Source organism: Salipiger sp. PrR002 (assembly GCF_010500775.1).
GTDB lineage: Bacteria > Pseudomonadota > Alphaproteobacteria > Rhodobacterales > Rhodobacteraceae > Salipiger.
Genome location: NZ_JAAGOU010000010.1, coordinates 47,294 through 70,031 on the forward strand (window position 1 = coordinate 47,294; position 22,738 = coordinate 70,031).

General features: G+C 65.0%; 20 protein-coding genes. 15 read left to right on the forward strand and 5 right to left on the reverse strand.

What is annotated here, in order from left to right; all coding sequences use genetic code 11:
- The 3 genes from G0A00_RS12375 to G0A00_RS12385 all read right to left on the reverse strand — a co-directional run bounded on the left by G0A00_RS12375 (position 1) and on the right by G0A00_RS12385 (position 1,803).
- On the reverse strand, positions 1–444 hold the full coding sequence (locus G0A00_RS12375; RefSeq protein ID WP_164181430.1) for a cytochrome c: 444 nt from the start codon (positions 442–444) through the stop codon (positions 1–3).
- A gap of 87 nt (positions 445–531) precedes the next feature.
- On the reverse strand, positions 532–915 hold the full coding sequence (locus tag G0A00_RS12380) for a hypothetical protein (RefSeq protein ID WP_164181428.1): 384 nt from the start codon (positions 913–915) through the stop codon (positions 532–534).
- 21 nt (positions 916–936) lie between these two features.
- Positions 937–1,803, reverse strand: coding sequence for a MurR/RpiR family transcriptional regulator (locus G0A00_RS12385; RefSeq protein ID WP_164181426.1), 867 nt, complete (start codon positions 1,801–1,803; stop codon positions 937–939).
- Between the two features lie 111 nt (positions 1,804–1,914).
- On the opposite strand from G0A00_RS12385, the gene G0A00_RS12390 reads away from it, so the two are divergent.
- The 15 genes from G0A00_RS12390 to G0A00_RS26765 all read left to right on the forward strand — a co-directional run bounded on the left by G0A00_RS12390 (position 1,915) and on the right by G0A00_RS26765 (position 19,102).
- On the forward strand, positions 1,915–2,937 hold the full coding sequence (locus G0A00_RS12390; RefSeq protein ID WP_164181424.1) for a PotD/PotF family extracellular solute-binding protein: 1,023 nt from the start codon (positions 1,915–1,917) through the stop codon (positions 2,935–2,937).
- 59 nt (positions 2,938–2,996) lie between these two features.
- On the forward strand, positions 2,997–4,058 hold the full coding sequence (locus tag G0A00_RS12395; RefSeq protein ID WP_235953035.1) for an ABC transporter ATP-binding protein: 1,062 nt from the start codon (positions 2,997–2,999) through the stop codon (positions 4,056–4,058).
- Positions 4,055–4,939, forward strand: a complete 885-nt coding sequence (locus G0A00_RS12400; protein ID WP_164181420.1) for an ABC transporter permease — start codon at positions 4,055–4,057, stop codon at positions 4,937–4,939. Before G0A00_RS12395 ends, G0A00_RS12400 begins: the two co-directional genes overlap by 4 nt.
- Positions 4,936–5,754: an ABC transporter permease gene (locus G0A00_RS12405; RefSeq protein WP_164181418.1), complete on the forward strand. Its 819-nt coding sequence runs from the start codon at positions 4,936–4,938 to the stop codon at positions 5,752–5,754. The genes G0A00_RS12400 and G0A00_RS12405 overlap by 4 nt, the downstream gene beginning before the upstream one ends.
- Positions 5,751–6,857, forward strand: coding sequence for a P1 family peptidase (locus G0A00_RS12410; protein ID WP_164181416.1), 1,107 nt, complete (start codon positions 5,751–5,753; stop codon positions 6,855–6,857). Before G0A00_RS12405 ends, G0A00_RS12410 begins: the two co-directional genes overlap by 4 nt.
- Before the next feature lie 82 nt (positions 6,858–6,939).
- Positions 6,940–7,980, forward strand: coding sequence for an AraC family transcriptional regulator (locus G0A00_RS12415; protein ID WP_164181415.1), 1,041 nt, complete (start codon positions 6,940–6,942; stop codon positions 7,978–7,980).
- Positions 7,981–8,229: 249 nt separating this feature from the next.
- On the forward strand, positions 8,230–10,209 hold the full coding sequence (locus G0A00_RS12420; RefSeq protein ID WP_164181414.1) for a primary-amine oxidase: 1,980 nt from the start codon (positions 8,230–8,232) through the stop codon (positions 10,207–10,209).
- A 3-nt stretch (positions 10,210–10,212) separates the two neighbouring features.
- Positions 10,213–10,728, forward strand: coding sequence for a hypothetical protein (locus G0A00_RS12425; protein WP_164181413.1), 516 nt, complete (start codon positions 10,213–10,215; stop codon positions 10,726–10,728).
- A gap of 34 nt (positions 10,729–10,762) precedes the next feature.
- Complete coding sequence (locus G0A00_RS12430; protein ID WP_164181412.1) at positions 10,763–11,701, forward strand: tripartite tricarboxylate transporter substrate-binding protein; 939 nt, start codon at positions 10,763–10,765, stop codon at positions 11,699–11,701.
- Entirely contained in the window at positions 11,694–12,329 is a 636-nt protein-coding gene (locus G0A00_RS12435; protein WP_164181411.1) for a tripartite tricarboxylate transporter TctB family protein, read from the forward strand. The genes G0A00_RS12430 and G0A00_RS12435 overlap by 8 nt, the downstream gene beginning before the upstream one ends.
- 9 nt (positions 12,330–12,338) lie before the next feature.
- Entirely contained in the window at positions 12,339–13,832 is a 1,494-nt protein-coding gene (locus G0A00_RS12440) for a tripartite tricarboxylate transporter permease (protein ID WP_164181410.1), read from the forward strand.
- A gap of 249 nt (positions 13,833–14,081) precedes the next feature.
- The gene (locus G0A00_RS12445; RefSeq protein ID WP_164181409.1) at positions 14,082–16,871 is read left to right on the forward strand and encodes a bifunctional aconitate hydratase 2/2-methylisocitrate dehydratase; all 2,790 of its coding nucleotides are present in this window, start codon (positions 14,082–14,084) and stop codon (positions 16,869–16,871) included.
- Between the two features lie 343 nt (positions 16,872–17,214).
- A complete protein-coding gene (locus G0A00_RS12450; protein WP_164181407.1) occupies positions 17,215–17,574 on the forward strand; it encodes a response regulator in 360 nt (119 codons plus the stop codon).
- A gap of 207 nt (positions 17,575–17,781) precedes the next feature.
- Positions 17,782–18,594 (forward strand): restriction endonuclease, encoded by an 813-nt coding sequence (locus tag G0A00_RS12455; RefSeq protein WP_066110284.1) that lies wholly within the window; start codon positions 17,782–17,784, stop codon positions 18,592–18,594.
- A gap of 379 nt (positions 18,595–18,973) precedes the next feature.
- On the forward strand, positions 18,974–19,102 hold the full coding sequence (locus tag G0A00_RS26765; RefSeq protein WP_255455347.1) for a hypothetical protein: 129 nt from the start codon (positions 18,974–18,976) through the stop codon (positions 19,100–19,102).
- A 45-nt stretch (positions 19,103–19,147) separates the two neighbouring features.
- On the opposite strand, the gene G0A00_RS12460 is transcribed toward G0A00_RS26765, so the two are convergent.
- The gene (locus tag G0A00_RS12460) at positions 19,148–21,973 is read right to left on the reverse strand and encodes a hypothetical protein (protein WP_164181406.1); all 2,826 of its coding nucleotides are present in this window, start codon (positions 21,971–21,973) and stop codon (positions 19,148–19,150) included.
- Positions 21,974–22,012: 39 nt separating this feature from the next.
- Entirely contained in the window at positions 22,013–22,735 is a 723-nt protein-coding gene (locus G0A00_RS12465; RefSeq protein ID WP_164181404.1) for a hypothetical protein, read from the reverse strand.
- Between the last annotated feature and the right edge of the window lie 3 nt (positions 22,736–22,738).

Consider the following 22,738-nt stretch of genomic DNA (forward strand, 5'->3'; position numbering starts at 1 on the left):
TCATTCGATCCCATTGGCGCGCTGCAATTCGCGGACATAGGCGATGATCGCCGTCACGTCGCCCGCTGTCACCCCGTCCTGCGGAGGCATATTGCCGAACCGCCAGTGATGCGCCCGGACGCCCTGCGCGGCGGCGACCTGAAAGGCGGCATCGCCGTGGTGCGAGGGCTCGTAAATCTTATGCACCAGAGGCGGGCCGAAGCCCTGCTTGCCCGCGGCGTTCTCGCCATGACAGGCGGCGCAGACCGCGTCGAAGGCGGTTTTGCCCAAGCTTGCGGTCTCGGACAAACGTGCAGGCAGCGTCACGTCGGCGATCGGAGCGCCCTCGGCGGGCGCGGTCTGCGCCGCCGCGTCCGGCGCTGTCTTTTGCGGTACAAAAACGGCCCATCCCGCAACTGCGGCAAGGGCGACGGCCGCGAGGCCGATGAGGGGTTTGGTCTTCATTGAAGCTATCCTGACTGGGATCGTCCCTGCTCATCGGGCGATCCGGAAAATGGTGGCGCCGGACGAGTCCGGCAGCGATCATTTTCGTCAGGCGCGCGGAGGGGGCGGATCGGTGGCGACGCTATGGGCCCGCAGGACGCGCGGTGTGGGCACGCCGTGGCCGGGCAGCCCGACGGCCACCACGCGCGGGGCAGCGGCCTGCCACGCCTCAAGCATCGCGCAACAGGGCGAGGCGCCCGCGCAGGGGGGCTCGTCGTGATGCGCATTGGTGCCCGCGCGTCCGTCCGGATGGGCGCACTCGCTGCAGGCGGAGGAATGGCTCATGGTCACGCCCATCGCCTGCGCGGCAACCGGCGCCAAAAGGACGGTCATCCATCCCACGAGCAACATGATGCAAAGCTGGCGCATCGGACCTCCTTGGCCCGACATATCGCCAGACAGCACGCCCATGGTCAACAGCGCCCCGCTCACGGCTACGCCATCTTCGCTGCGTCAGAAAATCCCGATGCGATGCGCCAGCCGCTTCCAGTCGCGCATCCGCTGGTCCATGTCCGCGCCCGAGGCCGTCGCCGTGGCGTGCACCAAAAGGCTCGTCGCGGCGTTGAGCCCGAGGATGGATTCGAGGAACAGCCCGGTCTTCGAAGGCGTGTTGATCACCGCGTCGGTCACCTCATGCGCCCAATGGCAATATTCGTCGGTGATCACCACCACCGAGCGCCCCTGCTCGCGCGCCATCCGCGCCAGCGTCTCGCATTCGGCGGCATAGGGGATGACGTCGATGATCAGCAGGCAACTGCCCCCCGGCGCGGGCGGGTCGAGCCATTCCGAGAGCATGCTGTCGTGGCCCGACAGGAAACGCACCCGAGGCCGCGCCAGCGCCAGCCGCCGCGCGGTGTCTTCGGCCAGTCCGCGCACGGTCTGGAACCCGGTGACATAGACCTCCTCCGCCTCTCGCAGATAGCGCTCTGCCGCCGCAAAGGCGGGCGTGTTGATCTTGGCGTAGACGGTGCTGACCGCGCGCAGCTCGGCGTTCATCTGATCCTGCCAATCCTCGGGCAGCTCGCCGCTGTCATCGGCGAGGCTCTCGCCGGTGACCGAATAGCGGTGGCGCAGCATCGCCTTGAACTCTTTCATCCCCGCGCAGCCAAAGCGGCGCAGCATGCGCCCTACGGTGATCTCGGCCACACCCGCCTTTTGCGCGATGGATTTGCCCGTCTCGAAGGAGATCGAATTCAGGTTGAGCAAAAAGTACTGCGCAACCTTTGCCTCCTGCTTGGGCAGAGTCGGCAGACCTTCCTCCATCCTGCTTACAAATTCATCGACCGGCGCTTCGGCATAGGAGGCGAACCCGTGAGACATGGCGATTTCCCTGACGACAGAAAACTAACATTTGACGAAAATGACAGTATCGAACCATTTTGGCGACTCAAGGCAAAACCGAAAAACAGCCTGACAGGGAGTCCTCCAACCATGAAAAAGATGCATCTTGCCGCAACAACGGCGCTGATCCTCGCACCGCTCGCCGCCTCCGCCGAGACGTTGTCGCTCTACAACTGGGGCGATTACATCAACCCCGCCGTGCTCGAAGCTTTCACCGAAGAGACCGGGATCGAGGTCACGCTCGACAGCTACGGCTCGAACGAAGAGATGCTGGCGAAGATTCAGGCCGGCGCGACGGGCTATGACATCGTCTTCCCCTCGGTGCACATGCACGACATCATGTTCCAGCTTGGCCTGCTGGCCAAAACCGACATCGGCTCGACCCCGGGGTTCGAGAACATCGACCCGCAGTTCATCCGTGCCAAGACCGACCCCGACGCCGAATATTGCCTGCCCTACGCATGGGGCAACGTCGGCATCGTCTACAACAAAGAGCTCGCCGGCGACATCAAGAGCTGGGAAGACTTCTTCGCCCTCGGCGCGAGCGGCAAGAAGGTCACCCTGCTGGACGATCTGCGCGAGACCATTGGCATCGGCCTGATCATGAACGGCAATTCGGTGAACTCCACCGATCCGGCAGAGGTCGAGGCGGCGGCGGATTACATCATCGAGCATCTCGATGGCGTCACCGCCTTTACCTATGACTCGGTGCCGCAGGTGATCTCGGGCGACGTGGCGGCGGCGCATTGGTACGTCGGCGCGAACCTTTACGTGTCGGAGAACCCGGACACCATCGGCTATATCATCCCCGAAGAGGGCGCGACGCTCTATCAAGAAGACATCTGCGTGCTGGAATCCGCGCCGAACAAGGACGCGGCGAAGAAGTTCCTCGAGTTCTACCTGCGTCCCGAGATGGCCGCGCTGAACGTCGAGCAGCAGATGAACGGCACGCCGAACCTTCCCGCGCAGAAGCTGATCCCCGAGGCGATCGCCGGAAACGCGACGATCTACCCGCCGCAAGAGGTGATGGACAAGCTGCAGATCTTCGAGGATCTGGGCCGCGACCTGCAGCTCTACAACTCCGAGTGGACGCGCATCAAGACCGCGCAATGACACCCTTTGACACCTCTCCGGCGGGGGGCATCCCCGCCGGCGCGCAGGACCGGACCACCATGCCCTCTCCTCTTGAAATCATCAACGCGCGCAAGGCGTTCCGCACCCCAGAAGGCGGCACGATGACCGCGCTCGACGGCATCTCGCTGAAGCTCGCCAGCGCCGAGTTTGTCACACTTCTCGGCCCCTCCGGCTGCGGCAAGACCACGCTTCTGCGCACCATCAGCGGCTTTGAGACGCTGGACGCGGGCGATGTGCTGATCGACGGCACCGCCGTCACGCAGATGCCTGCGCACCGCCGCCCGGTGAACACCGTGTTCCAGCGCTACGCCCTCTTTGGCCACATGAGCGTGGCGCGCAACGTTGGCTACGCGCTGGAGATTGCGGGCCGCGACAAGCGCGAGATCCGCGCGCGTGTAGGTGAGATGCTGGAACTGGTCGGGCTTGCGGGGATGGAGAAACGCTCGATCCAGCAGTTGTCCGGCGGCCAGCAGCAGCGTGTCGCCTTGGCGCGCGCGCTGGCGGCACGGCCCAAGCTCTTGCTGCTCGACGAGCCGCTCTCGGCGCTCGACAAGAACCTGCGCCAGAAGATGCAGCAGGAACTGAAGGCGCTGCAGCGCGAGCTGGGCATCGGCTTTATCTTCGTGACCCACGATCAGGAAGAGGCGCTGACCATGTCCGACCGCATCGCGGTGCTGGCGCATGGCCGGATCCAGCAGATCGGCGCGCCGACCGAGCTTTACCAGACCCCGGCCAACCTCTTCACCGCCGACTTCCTTGGTGAGAGCAACCTGCTGCCCGTGAAGATCGAGGCGGGCCGGGCCGGCCTGCCCGACGGTCAGAGCTTTGCCACCGCCCACGCCCCCGGCACTGCGACGCTGCTCTTGCGTCCCGAGGCGCTTTCGGCGACGCCGCCCGAGGGCCATGCGCTGAGCTTCACCGGCACGATCCGCGAGACCTACTACACCGGCACCGATCACCAGATCGCGCTGGACACAGCCGCACATGGCACGATCACCGCCCTGCTGCGCAGCAACAGCCCCCTGCCCGGCCTCGGCAGCACGCTGACGCTGCACGCTCCGGCACAGGGGCTGCACCTCATTGACGAGGTCAAGCCATGACCCTCGCCCGCCGCAAGTTCCTGCATCTCGTCGGGCTGCTTGGTGCGCCGACGGTGTTCTTGCTGTTCTTCTTCTTCGGCCCGCTGCTGATCATGCTGGTCTACAGCTTCCTCACGCCGGGCCTCTACGGCGGCGTCGACTGGATCTTCTCGCATCTCAACTACGGGCGCATTCTTGGCTGGGCCGACACGCGCTATGAGAAATTCGATCCGGTCTATATCGCCATCTTCCTGCGCTCGCTGCGGCTGGCGGCGCTGACGGTTCTTGCCAGCCTTCTGATCAGCTACCCTGCCGCGTTCTGGATCAGCCGGATGCGCCCCGGTCTGCGCGATTTCTCGATCTTTCTCGTCACGCTGCCGTTCTTCGTCAGCCTGATCGTGCGGCTTTTCGCTTGGGTGCTGATCCTGAGGCCCACGGGCTTTCTCAATCAGGGGCTGATGGCGATTGGTCTGACCTCGGAGCCGATCGAGTTTCTCTACACCGATTTCGCGGTGATCCTCGGGATGACCTATGTGTTCATCCCCTTCATGTTCCTGCCGCTCTACGGCTCGATCGAGAAACTCGACATGGCGCAGATCGAAGCCTCTTCGGACCTCGGCGCCACCCGCATTCAGACCTTCCGCAAAGTGATCCTGCCCGCCACGCTGCCCGGCATCATCGGCGGCTCGGTGATCACCTTCATCCCGGCCTTGGGCAACTTCATCGTGCCCTCGGTGCTGGGCGGGGCAAAGGTTCTGATGATCGGCAACCTGATCGAGCAGCAGTTCCTCTCGGCCCGCAACTGGCCCTTCGGCTCGGCCTTGGCGATGATGGTGATGTGCGCGGTTCTGGTGCTTTTGGTGATGCAGTTGCGCCTCGCGCGCCGGGAGGCCGAGGCATGATCCTGCGCCGCATTCTGAACCTCTATGGCCTGCTCTTCTTCGCCTTCATCTACGCGCCGATCCTGCTGGTGGTGATCTATTCGTTCAACGCCAACACCGTGAACATGATGATCTGGGACGGCTTCACGCTGGACTGGTACCGGCAAATCTTTGGCATGGAGACCGCGATCACCGACAGCACCACCTATGTGGATAGCTCCGACCAGCTTTACGGCGCGGTGCGCACCAGCCTGATCGTCGCGCTCTCGACCTCTGTGCTCTCCACCGTCTTCGGCACGGCACTGGCGCTGGCGGTGGCGCGCTACCGCTTTCGTCTGGCGCGCTTTTACCGGACGCTGCTGATGATGCCGATGATCATGCCCGACATCGTGCTGGGGATCGCGCTGCTGATCTTCTTCATCACCATCGGGATGAACCTGTCGCTGCTGAGCATCATCATCGGCCAATCGACCTTCCTGATCTCCTACGTCTTCGTGACGGTCTCTGCCCGGCTCGCCGAGTTCGACACCAGCGTCGAGGAAGCCTCGGCAGACCTTGGCGCCACCCCGGCGCAGACCTTCCGCAAAGTCACCCTGCCGGGCATCGCGCCGGGCATTCTGGGCGGCTGGCTGCTGGCGTTCATCATCTCGATGGATGATCTGGTGATCACCTATTTCATCGCCGGGACCGGCAACACCACGCTGCCGATCCACATCTGGGGCCTGCTTCGCCGCGGCATCAAGCCCGAGATCAACGCCATTGCCACGCTGATGCTGCTGTTCACCCTGCTGATCGCCGCCATCGGCCTCTACTTCAGATCGAGACGACAGAAATGACCGTGACGACCAAGCCGCGCGCGCGCGAACTGGGCATTCCCCTGCCCGGCACTCCCGGACCGCTCAACGCCATCACCGATGTGCCGGGGATCGAAGTGGGCACCACCGAGCTGCTGTCGTCGCGCGATCCGTCGCTCGCCACCCGCGGCATTCAGGTGCAGACCGGCGTGACCGCGATCCTGCCGCGTGGCCGCGACCCCGAGCCAAAGCCGGTCTGGGCCGGACAGTTCAGCCTCAACGGCAACGGCGAGATGACCGGCGCGCATTGGGTGCGCGACGGTGGCTGGCTGGCCGGGCCGATCATGATCTCCAACTCCCACGCCATCGGCCCCTGCCACACGGCGGCGGTGCGCTGGATGATCGAGACCTACGGCAGCACGTGGGAGGACAACCATCTCTGGGCAATGCCGGTGGTGGCCGAGACCTATGACGGCGTGCTCAACGACATCAACGGGCTGCATGTGACCGAGGCGCTGGCGCGGCAGGCGCTGGATGCGGCGAAACCCGGCCCGCTGCGCGAAGGCAACTCCGGCGGCGGTGCGGGGATGATCTGCTACGAGTTCAAGGGCGGCACCGGCACCGCCTCGCGCACGCTGGAGGTGGATGGCGCGAGCTTCACCATGGGCGCGCTGGTTCAGGCCAACCACGGGCTGCGGCCCTGGCTCACCGTGGCGGGCCGCCGCGTCGGCGCGCAGATGACCGAGCATCGGATCATGGACATGATGACCGAGCGCGGCTCGATCATCGTGATCCTCGCCACCGACCTGCCGCTCTCGCCCAGCCAACTCGAGCGCCTGTCGCGCCGCGCCGCCATCGGCATCGGCCGCGCAGGCTCTCCGGGAGGCAACAACTCGGGCGACATCTTCCTCGCTTTCTCGACCGCCAATGAGATGCCGCTGCCGCAGCTCTCGGGCCCGTGGCGGCAGATGACCTGCCTGAACGACGAGCTTCTCGACCCGGTCTATATGGCCGCCGTTGAAGCGGTGGACGAAGCGGTTCTCAACGCGCTCTGCGCCGCCGAGGACGTGCCCATGGCCCGGCCCGCGGTTGGCACTTGCCGCGCGATGGATACACAAAAGCTCATGGCGCTGCTGCAGGGCTGAGCCACGGAGGTAGGTACGGCGGCGGCGCTTGCCGAGGGCCGCCCGGCGGGGAATACTTGCCCCTCAACCGACGAGGAGCCTCATGCCCCCTGCCGCCACACCGTCCGCCCCTGCTTTGGGCCGCCCCTTCGTTCGTGCCACCGCGCTCGTGCCGGTGCTGCGCCATTTCGAGGCGCAGCACGAGGCGCTGGCGGAGATCGTCGGGGCCGAGGGGCTCGATCTTGCGGCGCTGCGCGATCCCTATGAAGAGATCCCGCTGTCGGCCTATCTGACGTTATTTGAAGGCGCCGCACGTGCCGCCAAGGACCCGGTGCTGGGGGCCCGGCTGGGCCGCGCCATCACCCCGGCGGACCTTGGCCCGACCGGGCTGTTGCTGGCGCAATCGGCCACCATCCGGCGCGGGCTGCACCGCTTCATGGGGGCGCTGGCGGCCTTGCAGAGCGCCACCGAGATGACGCTGACGCAGGCCAAGGACGACACCGGCTGGCACAGCATCAGCTACCAGATCCGCAGCCACACCGGCGCCCCCGGCGCGCAGGACGCAGAGTTCTCGCTGTCCTGCCTGTGCCAGTTGCTGCGTCTTTCGTTCGACCGGCATTGGGCACCCGAAGAGGTGCATTTCACCCACGCCCCCTCGCGCCGCCCGGATCTTCTGGAACGGCTCTTTGACGCCCCCGTGCGTTTCGAGCAAAGCGCCAACAGGATCCTCTTCGACACGACCGGCCTCGACACGCCGCATCGGACCGAGGACGCCGGGCTGATCGCTGTGATCGAGCGCCATGTGGCCGATCTTGTTCACGCGCAGGACCCCGAGCGCAGCGTGAGCGAGCGGGTGCAGCTGGTCATCAGCCGCAACCTCGGCCATGCGCCCGTTGATCTGGCGACGGTCTCGGCGGCGCTCGGCATGGCCCCGCGCAGCCTGCAGCGCCACCTTGCCGCCGAAGGCCGTTCGCTGCGCGATCTGGTCCGCGCTCAGCGCCAGACGATTGCCGAGCAGCAGCTTTCGCATCCGGGAACGCGGCTCAAAGCCGTGGCCGCCACGCTGGGCTATTCGGACGAAACCGTGTTCTGGCGCGCCTTCCGCGACTGGACCGGAGACGCCCCCTCGCGCCGCCGCGGCTAGGCGACTCACTTCCGCGTGAATTCGCGCTCTGCCACGCGCGCGATCAGAGCGCGCCGCAAAGCGCCCAGCAAAGATGCAGCGTGAAAACGCCTTTTCTGCCCATTGCGCCGCGCCACCGCAGGTTGCGGCAGGAAAGCGCGGGCGGTGGCGCGTTTGGCGCGTTTTATCGAGTTTTTGGCGCATATCGCAATAGATGCACGCTGCGCCTCTCTTCAGCCTTTCGGAAAACCGCGACCCCGAGAGGACGACATGAGCGACATGATCACCGACACGCCGCCCGCAGACGCCACCGCAGCGCAGCCCGTCAAACACCCGCTGGACCCGATCTCCGCGCAGGAGGTCACCACGCTGAAGGCCGTCCTCGCGGCGGCGGGCTTTGCCGGGGACAGCACGCGCTACTCCTACGTCATGCTGCGCGAACCGGCCCGCGAAACGCTGGCGAGCTTCACCCCCGGCGCTGCCATCCCGCGTGAGATCGGCGTGCTGGTCACTGATCTTGCCGCCGGGGCGCTGACCGAGATCATCGTCGACATTCCCGCCGAGAAGATCATCCACCAGCGCAGCCTCGATCCCAAGGTCGACGGCTGGGGCCCGGTGCTCGACGAGGATTATGTCGCCGCCGAAGAGATCGCCAAGGCCGACCCGCGGTTCGTCGAGGCGCTGGCCAAGCGCGGCATCCTTGATCTCGACACCGTCTTTTGCTGCCCTCTCTCGGCTGGCGTCTTCGGCTTCGAGGAAGAGGAAGGCCGCCGCATGCTGCGCGTGCTGAGCTTCCAAGCGCCGAGTCCCGATGCCATCCACGCGCTCTGGGCCCATCCGATCGAAGGCGTCGTCTGCCATGTCGACCTCACCGAGCGGAAAGTGCTGCGCTTCGTCGATACCGGCTTTCCCACCGTGCCCGCGCAGAACGACGACTATCTCGATCCGGCGATCGAGAAGCGCGAGACCATGAAACCGCTCAACATCACCCAGCCGCAGGGCGGATCCTTCACCATGGAGGACAACGTGCTGAGCTGGGAAAACTGGTCCATCCGCGTCGGCTTCAACGGGCGCGAGGGGCTGACCCTGCACGACATCCGTTTCAAGGACGGCGACCGCGACCGCTCGATCCTCAACCGCGCTTCGGTGTCGGAGATGGTGGTGCCCTATGGCGAGCCGCAGCCGACGCACGAGTGGCAGAACTACTTCGACGCGGGCGAATACCAGTTCGGGCGTCTGGCGAACTCGCTGGTGCTGGGCTGCGACTGCCTTGGCGAGATCCACTATGTTGACGCCACGGTGGTCGATGACTTCTGCAACCCCATCGAGATCAAGAACGCCGTCTGCATCCACGAAGAAGACTTCGGCACGCTCTGGAAACACACGGACATCTTTACCGGTCGCTCCGACGTGCGCCGCCAGCGCCGCCTCGTGGTGTCCTTCTTCGTGACCGTCGGAAACTACGACTACGGCTTCTACTGGTACTTCTACCTCGACGGAAAAATCGAGCTCGAGTGCAAGGCGACCGGCATCGTCTTCACCTCGGGCCGCCCCGAAGGTGACTATGAATGGGCCACCGAACTGGCGCCGCAACTGGGCGCGCCGCAGCACCAGCACATGTTCTCGGCACGGCTCGATTTTGCCATCGACGGGCTGAAGAACCGCGTCGACGAGATCGACGTCAAGCGCGTGCCGATGGGGCCGGGCAACCCGGTGGGCAACGCCTTCACCCGGCAGATCACCCGGCTCGAGACCGAAGAGGGTGCGCAGCGCGTCGCCCGCAACGAGTTGGGCCGGGTCTGGCGCATCTCCTCGGCGGAGGCGACCAACTACCTCGGCGAGCCCACCGCCTATGTGCTGGCGCCCGAAGGGCTGCCGCTGCTGCTGGCGGATGACGACGCCTCGATCACCCAGCGCGCGGGCTTTGCCACCAAATCGCTCTGGGTCACCAAGTTCGACCGCGACGAGATGTGGGCGGCGGGCTACACGCCGAACCAGCACCCGGGCGGTGCGGGGCTTCCGGCCTATGCCGCGGCGAACCGCTCGGTGGACGGCGAGGACATCGTGGTCTGGCACACCTTCGGCCTGACCCACTTCCCGCGCACCGAGGATTGGCCGGTAATGCCGGTGGACTACGCCGGTTTCAAGCTGCGCCCCGAGAACTTCTTTGACCGCAACCCGACGCTCGATGTGCCCAAGGACCCGAACGGCGCAAAGTGCTGCCGGTCGAACAAGATCGCGGCGGAGTAAGCCTTGTCCGGCTGGCACCTCTCGCTTCTGGCCCTAGCGGCGCTCGGCACGCTGGCCTGCATGGCCGGGGCAGACCGGGCGCAGCGCGGCGCGGCGCTGGCCTCGCTGCTGGCCATGGCGCTTGCCATGGCGGGCGGCACGCCGGGGCTGATGCTGGGAGCGGCGGGATTGCTGGCGCTGGTGCCGCTGGCCGCACGCGGCGCGGCGCCTGCGCTCTGCGCGCATCGCGCCGCGTCGAACCTCGTGATGGCGCTGGTGCTGGGGGCGCTCTTTGTCCTCAACGGCAGCGCGCTTTGCGCCAGCGGAGCCATTCCCCTGCTCACGGTGCAGGGCCTCACCCGTCTGCCGATGCCGGGGCCGGACCTCTACCTGCAGGGCGCCGCGCTGGCGCTGGCGCTCTATGCGGGCTTTGGCCTGCTGCTGAGCCTGCGCGCGCTGCTGCACCGTGACCTTGCTCGGCTGGGCGAGATCGCCCCGATGACCTTGGCCACCGCCGGTATGGGCGTGGGCCTCACCTGAAGAAGAAAAACCAACGATCCAACAGGAGACAGACATGACACGCATTGCCCCTCTCGCCCTCACCGGCGTCCTTGCGGCCCTCCCCGTCGCCGCCCTCGCCGAATACCCCGAAAAGCCGGTGGAGTTCGTCATTCCCTTCCCGCCCGGCGATCTCGAAGACATCCTGACCCGGATGATCGCCGACGAATTCCAGAACGAATACGGCGTCGCCGCCGCGGTGGTGAACAAGCCCGGTGGCGGTGGTGGCCCCTTCCCCGGCGCCGTGGAAGTCGCAGGCGCAGCGGCGGACGGCTACACCATCGGCTCTTTCGTGTCGGACGTGCCGCTGTCGGGCCCCGAGATCGGCATCCCGCAGCTTTCGCCGAACCCCTTCGAGCCGATCGGCATCTTTGTCACCTACCCGTTCGTCATCGCCACCTCGGGTGACGCGCCCTATTCGTCGCTGGACGAGCTGGCCGATTACGCCAAGGACAACGACGTCGCGCTTGGCCACTTCGGGTCCATGCTGACCCCGACGCAGATCACTTTCGCCGTGGCGCAGGCCAAAGGGTTCGACTTCGCCTATGAGAGCGCCTTCGACGCGCTCGACTGCAACACGCTCGCTTCGGGCGATGTGGATGTGATGAACACCACACTCCAGCAAGTCTTCCCCTGCCTTGATGACATCAAGGTGCTCGCCTCCATCGGCTCCGAGCGCATCCCGCTGACCCCCGACACGCCGACCGTGGGCGAAGTGGTGCCCGAACTAAACCTCGCGCTGTGGAACGGGCTTTTCGTGAAGTCGGACGTGCCGCAAGAGGCGCGCGACAAGATTGCCGCCGTGGCCGAAAAGGTCATGGCCTCTGAGGCCGCCAAGAAGCTCGCCGCCGACACCGGGGCGCTGATCTACTGGCAGAACGCCGAGGAATCGCAAGCGCAGCTCGAGGCCGATATGGCCGCGCGGGCGAAGATCGCCGAGTTGCTCGATGAGTGACCCGATCGCCAAACCGGTGCCGGGCGTGGACATTCCTCCACGCCCGGGCCAGCGCACCGGCACGCGTTTTCAGCGCGTGCTGCGCACCATCAGCCTGCGGCAGGTCACCGGCGCGCCGCGCCGCGCCGCCGGGCCGGGCGAGGTGATCTTTGCCGCCGGGTTCTTTGGCCTGTCGCTGATCCTTCTGCTGCTGCTGCCGTTCCAGACCGACTGGCTGCCGCGCACCAAAGCCTTCGTCCAGCCGCGCTTCTGGCCCGCGGTGGCGACCCTTACCATGCTGGTCTTTTCCGCCGGATATTTGCTGCGCGCGCTCGCCGCGCATCCCTCGGGCGGCGCATGGCAGGAGATCAAGGGCTGGCTGCGCCCGCTGGAATTCGCAGCGTGGTTTCTTGCCTATGTGCAGCTCGTGCCGTGGGCCGGATACCTGCTGGCGACCGCCCTGTTCACCTGCGCGCTGAGCTGGCGGCTCGGCTACCGCTCGCTGCGCTGGATGGGGCTGGCGGCGCTGTTCGCGCTTGGCACCGTGCTCGTCTTCCGCAGCCTGCTGGGGGTGAACATCCCGTCGGGCGCGATCTACGAGCTGCTGCCTGCGGGCGACTTCCGCTCCTTCCTGATGACCCGTTTCTGAGGCCCCGCCATGGACATGCTCCTTTCCGGCATCGGTATGCTGATGCATCTCGACGTGCTGCTGGCCCTGCTGATCGGCTCGGTCGGCGGCGTCATCATCGGCGCCATCCCCGGCGTCGGCCCCGCCGTGGCCATCGCCATCCTGCTGCCTGCGACCTTCGCCCTGCCGCCGCTCGTGGGACTGGTCATGCTGCTGGGGATCTATGGCTCGTCGATGTTCGGCGGCGCGCTGCCGGCGATCCTGATCAACACGCCCGGCACGGCGGTCAACGCGCTGACCACCTACGACGGCCACCCGATGACCAAGCACGGCGAGGCGCTGAAGGCGCTGGGGCTGGCCTATGGTGCCTCTTTCGGCAGCGGCATCCTGTCGATCCTCGCGCTGATCCTGCTCTCGCCGGTGCTGGCCAAGGTCGCGCCGATGTTCGGCTCGAAGGAAATCTTCCTCGCCGCGCTGCTCGGCCTCGTGCTGGTGGTCATCGCGCACCGTGGGCAGGCGCTGGCGGCGGGCATGCTGGCAGGCTTCGGCGTCTTTCTGGGGACCGTGGGACTGGAGCCGCTCAAATACACCCAGCGCTTCACCTTCGATCAGCCTTGGCTGGCCTCGGGTTTCGATCTGATCGTCGTGGTGCTGGGGCTTTTCGCGCTGAGCCAAGCCTTTCTGCTGCTCTCGGGCCCCGAGGACGCGCCCGACGCCAAGCCGATCAAGGGCTCCATGGCGCGCGCCATGGGCCGCACCTTCCGCCACAAGCGGCTGGTCGCGGCGGGCACGGGGTTCGGCGTGCTGATGGGGATGATCCCCGGCGTCGGCGAGTTCACCGCGCAATTCCTGAGCTACACCTACGCTCAGAAGACCTCGAAGACCCCCGACGCCTTTGGCAACGGCAGCGAAGAGGGGCTCGTCGCCTCGGAGTCGGCCAACAACGCCGTGCCCGCCGCCGCGATGATCCCGCTCTTGGCGCTTGGCATCCCCGGCGAGGCGCTCACGGCCATGATGCTTTCGGTGTTCTACGTGCACAATGTGATCCCCGGCCCGCAGCTCTTTCAGGGGCAGATCGATTTCGTCTACGCGCTTTATGCGGCGATGATCCTGCTCAACGTGATCGTGGTACTGTTCATGATGGTCTCGTCGAACCTGCTGCTGAAGATCATCCGCATTCCGACGCGCTTTCTGGGGGTGATGATCCTGACCCTGAGCTTTGTCGGCGTCTACAGCCTGCGCAACTCGATCACCGATTGCATCATCGCGGCGGTCTTTGGCTGGATCGGGCTGATCCTCAAGCGGCAGGACCTGCCGCCGGTGCCGATCATCCTCGGGCTGGTGCTGGGCGGGATCATGGAGACGAAGTTCCGTCCGGCCATGGCGCGGGTCGAGGTCTTTGCCGATTTCTTCCAGCGCCCGGTGGCGGCCTTCCTTGGCCTTGCCATCCTTGCGCTGGTGGTGGGGCATCTCGCGTCGCTGCGTCGGCAGGCACTGGAGCGCGCGGAAGCGGCAGAGGCCTGACCCGCGCGCGCCGGACTTCATGCCTTGCACCCCGCAGAGACCGCGTGGCATCACCCGCCAAAGCGCGCGGCCTCTGCCTGCGGCAAAGCAGCGCCTATTGCCTGTCCCGTCACATTGTCGACGTCTGGGATCTTGATGCTTCCGGGGGATTGGTATACTGGCGCATACAATAAGCCCGCCGCCGCTCGCCGAACCAGATCTGACCCTTCGGCGCTGCAGCTTTGCCAAACACCAGTCGCAGGAAACGTCATGAGCTTGTACACCGATTACTTGCAGGAAATCGAAACGCGCAAGGGCGAGGGGCTCCACCCCAAGCCGATCGACGACGGCGCGCTGGTCGCAGAGCTGATCGCGCAGATCGAGGACGAGACCAACGAGCACCGCAAAGACTCGCTCGAGTTCTTCATCTACAACACCCTGCCCGGCACCACGAGCGCCGCAGGCGTGAAGGCCGCCTTCCTCAAGAAGATCATCCTCGGCGAGGCCGTGGTTGCGGAAATCACCCCCGACTTCGCCTTTGAGCTGCTTTCGCACATGAAGGGCGGCCCCTCGGTGGAAGTGCTGCTCGACCTCGCGCTCGGTGACGACGCCGCGATTGCAGCGCAGGCCGCAGACGTGCTGAAGACGCAGGTCTTCCTCTATGAAGCCGATACGGATCGCCTGGCAGCGGCCTACAAAGCCGGCAACGCCGTGGCGAAGGACATCCTCGAAAGCTACGCGCAGGCGGAATTCTTCACCAAGCTCCCCGAGGTCGAAGACGAGGTGGAAGTGGTGACCTATATCGCCGCCGAAGGCGATATCTCGACCGACCTGCTGTCGCCGGGCAACCAAGCGCACTCGCGCTCGGACCGCGAGCTGCACGGCAAGTGCATGATCAGCGAGAAAGCGCAGAAGGAAATCGAGGCGCTGAAGCTGCAGCACCCGGGCAAGCGCGTGATGCTGATCGCCGAAAAGGGCACCATGGGCGTCGGCTCCTCGCGGATGTCGGGCGTCAACAACGTGGCGCTGTGGACCGGCAAGAAGGCCAGCCCCTATGTGCCCTTCGTCAACATCGCGCCGGTCGTCGCGGGCACCAACGGCATTTCGCCGATCTTCCAGACCACCGTCGGCGTGACCGGCGGCATCGGGCTTGACCTGAAGAACTGGGTGAAAAAGCTCGACGAGAACGGCAAGCCGATCCTCAACAACGAAGGCAACCCGATCCTCGACCAGAAATACTCGGTCGAGACCGGCACCGTGCTGAAGATCGACACCAAGAAGAAGAAGCTGACCAGCGAGGACGGCGAAGAGCTGGCCGATGTCTCCTCGGCCTTCACCCCGCAGAAAGTCGAGTTCATGAAGGCCGGCGGCTCCTACGCCGTGGTCTTTGGCAAGATGCTGCAGACCTTCGCTGCCGAAACGCTGGGCATCGAAGCGCCGCTGGTCTTTGCCCCGAACAAGGAAGTCAGCCACGAAGGTCAGGGCCTGACCGCGGTCGAGAAGATCTTCAACCGCAACGCCCGCGGCACCACGCCGGGCAAGACCCTGCACGCCGGTTCCGATGTGCGCGTCAACGTCAACATCGTCGGCAGCCAGGACACCACCGGTCTGATGACCTGCCAAGAGCTTGAAGCGATGGCCGCCACGGTGATCTCGCCGTCGGTCGATGGTGCCTATCAGTCCGGCTGTCACACCGCCTCGGTCTGGGACAAGAAGGCGCAGGCCAACATCCCCAAGCTGATGTCCTTCATGAACAACTTCGGCCTGATCACCGGGCGCGACCCGAAGGGCGTCTATCACGCGATGACCGACGTGATCCACAAGGTGCTGAACGACATCACCGTGGATGACTGGGACATCATCATCGGCGGCGACAGCCACACCCGTATGTCCAAAGGCGTGGCCTTTGGTGCCGACTCCGGCACCGTGGCGCTGGCGCTGGCGACCGGCGAGGCAACCATGCCGATCCCCGAGTCCGTGAAGGTGACCTTCAAGGGCAAGATGGCCGATCACATGGACTTCCGCGACGTGGTGCACGCGACGCAGGCACAGATGCTGGCGCAGCACGGCGACAACGTTTTCCAGGGCCGCGTCATCGAAGTGCACATCGGCACCCTGCTGGCGGACCAAGCCTTCACCTTCACCGACTGGACCGCAGAGATGAAGGCCAAGGCCTCGATCTGTATCTCCAACGATGAGACGCTGATCGGCTCGCTGGAACTGGCCAAGCACCGCATTCAGGTGATGATCGACAAGGGCATGGACAATGAGGCAGGCACGCTCGCAGGCCTGATCGCCAAGGCCGACAAGCGCATCGCCGAGATCCGTTCGGGCGAGAAGCCCGCGCTGACCCCGGACGCCAACGCCAAGTATTTCGCCGAAGTGGTTGTCGATCTCGACCAGATCGACGAGCCGATGATCGCCGACCCGGACGTCAACAACGCCGACCCGTCGCGCCGCTACACCCATGACACCATCCGTCCCGTGTCCTACTACGGTGGCGAAAAGAAGGTGGATCTGGGCTTCGTCGGCTCGTGCATGGTGCACAAGGGCGACATGAAGATCGTCGCGCAGATGCTCAAGAACCTTGAGAAGACCAACGGCAAAGTCGAGTTCAAGGCACCGCTCGTGGTGGCCGCGCCGACCTACAACATCATCGACGAGCTGAAGGAAGAGGGCGACTGGGAAATCCTGCAGAAGTACTCGGGCTTCGAGTTCGACGACCTGTTCCCGAAAACCCAGAACCGCACCGAGTATGAGAACATCCTCTACCTCGAGCGTCCGGGCTGTAACCTCTGCATGGGCAACCAGGAAAAGGCCGCCAAGGGCGACACGGTTCTCGCAACCTCGACCCGCCTGTTCCAAGGCCGCGTGGTGGAAGACTCCGCCGAGAAGAAGGGCGAGTCGCTGCTGGCCTCGACGCCGGTGGTGGTACTCTCGGCCATCCTTGGCCGCACGCCCAACGCGGAGGAGTACAAGTCGGCTGTCCAAGGCATCGACCTGACCAAATTCGCGCCGCCGCAAGAGGTGCCGGGCACCTCGCGCTCGGTCCATTTCTGATCGCCAAAAGCGGTCTTCTGCGGGCGTCCCTGAGGCGCCCGCAGGCAACACAGACAGACGGCACCCGCATCGGGCGCGCATCGGTTTCAGGGATGCCCCCCGCCGGGCGCACCGCGATAACGGGTGCCGTTTTGCGTAAGGTCGGCTGAAGCCGCCGCGTGACGCACCGGCGGCACCCCCTGAGCGCGCCAAAGCGGCCTAAATTTCACCCCCGCAATTCCCCCACATTTCCCCCGCAGTTATCCCCGTGGACGTAGCGTAAACCTCTGGACGACTCGGTTGAGCGAAAGCCTCTGCGACAGCATCCTTTGGGCTGTCGAAACCAACAGATGAGGCGATCAGCATGGCCCGGATCCTTCTGCTCCTGCCAGACCACGACCAGCGCCGCGCGCTGGATCGCATTCTTTCCGAGGGCGGCCACGCCGCCTTCCAGACCGCCACCGCCGATGACGCCCGCCCGCTGATCGAAAGCGGCCAGTACGATCTGGTGATGATGGACCCCGACCTGCCCGATCAGGACGGTTTTTCGTTCCTGCGCGACCTGCGCGCGCGCAACGACCGCCAGCCGATCGTCGTGCTGAACCGCTACGCCAAGGTCGCGACGACGCTGCTTGCCAAGGGCCTCGGCGCCAGCGGCATTCTGACCATGCCGTTCACGCGCGGCGAGTTTTTCTCGACCATCGACGACGCCATCGCGGCCTGAAACCCGCCGCCAAATGACGACAGGAAGGCCCGGAGCATTGCTCTGGGCCTTTTGATATCGGCAGACAAAGCGGATGTGGAGGCAAGGGAATGAACCAGATTCATGCCATTGTGATAAGCGCTTACGCGCCGACTCTCACGTCATATGTTGCCGAAATGTTCCCCTCGGAGTAGACTAAGGGAAAACAACGCACCGAGGCGGCAGCGAATGAGAAAAGAATACGAAACGATCCTTGGCGCCGTGACCTTTCTGGCGCTGGTCTGCGTAGGCTATGCCTATTACGCGCTCGAGGCCTCGGTGGCCACGACACGGGCTCTGCCGCTCATCGGCTTTGGCTATCTCACGGTGCTGGTGCTGGTGTTCAAGGCGCTTGGCCTCGCACTCAGCCCTGCCAAGCGCCGCGAGTTGACCCGCCATGTGGAGGCGCATTCCGCCGCCCTGTCGCGCAACCTGCGGCTCGCTGTCAAAAAGAACGACTACAACCGGGTGATCGCCGACGAACGGCACGAGATCGCGCTGGAATTTCTCGACAGCATCGACCTGTCTTTCGACTATCACCGGATCGAGCCGGCGGTGGTCGATTACGTGCTGGCCGAGGTCGAACGGATCGAAAGCGAGGCCAAGGACGGCGGCTTTGACGCCGAGGATTATCCAAGCGATCCCGCCGAGTTCGAACATTGGTGTGCGGCACAGCTGCGGCATTTCGGCTGGGACGCCGACGTCACCAAACGCGGCTATGATCAGGGCATCGACATCGTCGCGCGCAAAGGCGCGCTGGTCATCGGCCTGCAGGTCAAACGCTACAATTCCCCGGTCGGCAACAAGGCCATCCAAGAGGCGTTCACCGGCAAGAACTACTATGGGCTCGCCGGGGCGGCGGTGCTTGCCACGGCGGGGTTCACGCCAAGCGCGCGCCGCCTTGCCGCCACGACCGGCGTTCTGCTGCTGAGCCCGCACGACCTGCCGACCATTGACCGTGAGTTCGGCGTCGAAGGGTTCACCGAGGCTTGGGCAATGTAACCGCCCCGCCCGCCGAAACAGAGCCGCGCGGCCCTTGATCGGCCCGAGGTGCAAGGCAGGTCTTCGCCCATTGACCCAGCTTTTATTGGCCTCAGAGCGCCTCTGCTGTAGACTTGGCGGCAACCAAGAGGCGCCAAAGCGCGCCCTGCCAGACCAGAGGTTCAAAGCAGTGAGAAATGTCAAAGGCCTAGCCCTCGGGACCCTTCTGGCCGTCGCTGGCAGTCTTGCCATCGGCTACGGCCTGCTGACGAATCAAACCGCGCAGCGCGTCGCTCTGGCAGACGATTCCGCGGCCCCGGCACCGGTCGCAGCGGCGACAATATCCGCGCCGGAACAATCTTCCGAGGCAGGGTCATACGCGCCTTCCAACAAGCCCGTATTGCGCGAGCTTGTTCAGCAGAGCACCGGCACCGTCTGCGAAACGCCCAATGGCATCTGTACCGTGGCGCCGCAGCCGATCAACTCGCCCTGCAAATGCGGTCGCTACATCGGGCAAGTGGCGCGCTGATCCCGCACCGCTGACGCCCGCATCAGATGCGGCAGGCTTTGGCCGCTATTTTCCTTCTGAATCGCACACGCGCACGATGGCAGTGTCTCGGCCTTCGCTGGTCCAGACCGAGATGCCTTGGTCTCCGGCAATCGGCGCGACGGGCAAGTGGAAGGTCGCAAGGATGCCGCGCATGTCCGGCATCACCTCGATCCGCTGCGCCTTGGCCCCCCCGAGGGTCACCACTGTCGAACGCCAAAGACGCTCGCCCGGTACGATCAATTCGAGCAGGTAATAGACCTCTTCCGTATCGCCATCGGCGGTCGCGGGCGTCTCGACAATCTTTGACCAACGCACGCATTCCCTGCGACCCTTGCCTTTGGGCTGCTCGCCCTCCTTCGCCCTATTCAGTTCAGAGACATTGATCTGCGGGCCGAGGATCATGCTGCGGCCAATCACGATACTATCGAGGGCGGTGAAATCTGGCGGCACCTTCAGCGTGATGGTCCCGGCCTCATAGCCTTTCATCAAAAAGCGGATGCGCTCTTCGAAGCTCATGGCGTTGTACGTGCGCGCGCCGGGCGTGGGCACGCCCCCCTCGGCGGGAGCCGCGTAGGACGGGGCGTCTCCATCGGCGCTCTGCAGTGCGGCGCCACCCGCTTCCGTCGCGTCGTCCTCTTCCGACAGAAGCGCGAAACGGTCTGATGGCACTTTGTCGAGATCGAGAAATCCCTTCCAAAGCGTCAGTTTGATCTCATCCATATAGGCTGGCATCGAAATCAGCACGAGCTGCGAGACCATCATCGGCTCCTTCGCGCCCTCTTTGACCACCGTCCAGCCGAAATCGAAATTCCTCTCCCGCTGGGCTTCCGACTGCGACGAACGGTCTTGGCCCGAGGCAAAGTTTATCACCCTCGGCACAGCCTCGACCGTGCTGCGACGTCTGCTGCGGTCATATCCCGCGCGCCCCGAGGCGCCGCCAGCCTCTCCTTCAAATCCCAAAGACTGCTGCTCGCCCACCTCGCGGACCACGCCGGTCACATCGCCGCGCGGGAAGGCGGCATAGGTATAGCTTTCGACCTCGGCCATGCGCCGGAAGAACTCGAAGGCACCAAGCCGCAACCGCAGAGACCGGCCCGGAGCGCAATTGGTGACACTGACGTCCGCCGCACCACCACCGGCGAGCGCCATGTTTGTCTCCAGCAGCGCCTCCCGACTTGGGCCGGTGACCCAGCGCCCGCCGCCCGATCCGCCGGTCTGCAACCGGCACACCACCCTCTCAGAGATCGCCGTGGCCTCGCGCCCAATCGTCGCCAGCACTTTGGGGTTCAGGCTGCTCCTGATCTCTTCGATCAGCGCTTGGTCTGCGATGTCCGTCGTATCCAGCCAGACGTGGAAGTCCTCGCAGTTGTCCTCTCCGCAATCCAGCGGCAGCAGGCCCTCTCCGCCCAGGAAACTGGTTTCCGCCGAGGGTCCAAAGTACTGAGTGCCTTCCAGATAGGTGACAAAAAGCTTCACGCTGCTGCCGTTGAAAGTCATGTCGATATCATAGGGGCACAACCCCGGCTCAAGCGACTCGCGGAATGTGGTCGTGGCGTCTAGAAACATGCCCCAAACGCCCGGCACGCGCCCCTGCGCCGAGGGAATGAACGACTGCTGCTCGATCAGGAATTCCTCTAGGGTCACTTTGTCATCGCGGAACTCCTTGCAGATCTCCTCGGCATTGCGCAGCACCTGCGCGCGCAGCTTCTCGGCAGTTTTGCGTCCGAAATGAGGGGCGCGAGTGATGTAGCTCAGCGCACCGTCGACGCTTTCCACCTGTTCAAAGGTGGTCTCAATGTGCTGCCGCGCCGGTTCGCTGAGCAGCAGCTCGTCGCCCACCCCCCGCTCGCAGATCGCTTTGCCCAGAATAACTTCTGCCCTTTGAACGTCGGCTTCGGAGCAGCTGCTTTTTGCATTACCCCGAGAGTCTTCCAGACGCTGCTCAAGGCTCAGCAACCAGTTGGCGAAATACGCGTCGATCCGTTCGAGGATAGCGAACTCGTCGCTCTCGCGCTCCCGCATGGAGCTTTGATTTGGCGCGTCGTCCACCTTTTCAAAGCGCATGAAATGGCGGACGAAATCCTCGGGTCCGACAGCGGTGTCCGCATGCCCGTTGCGGCGCAGATCAAACAGGCGGTCGAGCGGGTTTTGCTCCATCCGCACAGCGACCGTAGGATTGAGGTAGGTCTCTGACCCCGGCAGGATCGAGGTATCGAACTTCAGCCCAAAGACGGTATTGCCGCTGAGATCGTGCCGGTCGTCGAGCGCGTTCTCGAGGATCAACTGGCGGATCTTGTCGCGCGCCTCGGACTGAAGCTGGAACCGCGCGTCGAAGGGCACCTTCAAAAGCTCCTGCAGCGCGGTGTCTGAGATGCTCGCGGCGGGCTCGGACGCCGCCTCGCCTTCCGGCTTGGCGGGCTCACCTTCGGCGACGATGCTCAGCACCGCGCGTCGCATCTCGGCCTGCGTCTCCTCGATCCAACCGGCGTTGGGATCGTCGATCTCTTCGAGCCGCTCGCGCAGCCACGCATCCTGCAGGTAGCGATCGTTCACCAGCCGCTGACGGGTATAAACCTCGGGGCTCTCAACGTAGATCAGCCCCGACACGCCGGGCCGGTCGGGATCGCCGCGCAACGCGCGCGCCACGTCCGAGCGCGCGTTCTGAAAGCGCTCGGTGAGATGCGGCACTGCGAAGGATCCAAAGTACAAGAGCAAGCACACGACGCCGAGGGTGAACGCCGCCTTCAGCAGGGTGCGCAGCAATTTCGCCCGCTGAAAGGCTTCGGCGATGTAAGCGCGAAACCGCGCCCACGACCACTTGGGGACCGGCGTCTCCTCACCTTCAGGCATCTGTCGTTCTCCAGCGCAAAGGCGCGCTCCCTTCCCTGTTCAAGCCGCCGCTTCGGCCTCCAGCTCGGCCACGAAATCCCGCTTGCCTGCCGCCGCCGCAACGGTGATGGCACTCGCCTCGGCCTCGACGGCGACCACAGTGCGCTTGTCGAGGTTCTCGCGCAGCATCTCCTGCGTCCGATCCTGCTGCTTGCGCCCCACAGCCAGCAGCGCCTGATTGAATTCCTCGATCTGATCATCCTTGTTCTTCGAGCCGCGCGAGCTGCCGAACTCGAAGGCGAACGCATCGCTGAACATCTTCAGCAGCGCGCCGGCGATGGTCGTCAGCAGCGCGATCAGCGAGGCGCGGGCCGCTTCGTTGCCGGTGTCGCTCCCGACCAAGCCAAGCGCCACCACAGCGAGGATGCAGGCCAGCAGACCGGTCACCACCATCTTCAGCATCATGTCCGCGCGCTGCTGCCCGCGCGCGTTCTGGCTTTCCCGGGCGGCGCGGCGATCCTCAAGCTCCAGCCGGTAGACGTCGCGCTCGATCTCCATCATCGCGAGGGTGAAACGCCGCTCGGCCTCGGGGTCATCCCCCAGTTTGGCGACGATCTGGTCGACGCTGGCGTCGAGCGGCAGCCCGACAACCCCGGCGGCGGTGCTCACCACACGCTCGGCAAGGTCCCCCGCCCGCGAGCCGGAGAGCTTGCCAAGCAATACTGGCAGAAAGCGACCGGCGATGATCCGGGCGGCGGAGAGGACGGTTGCGCTTGTGACCATGGC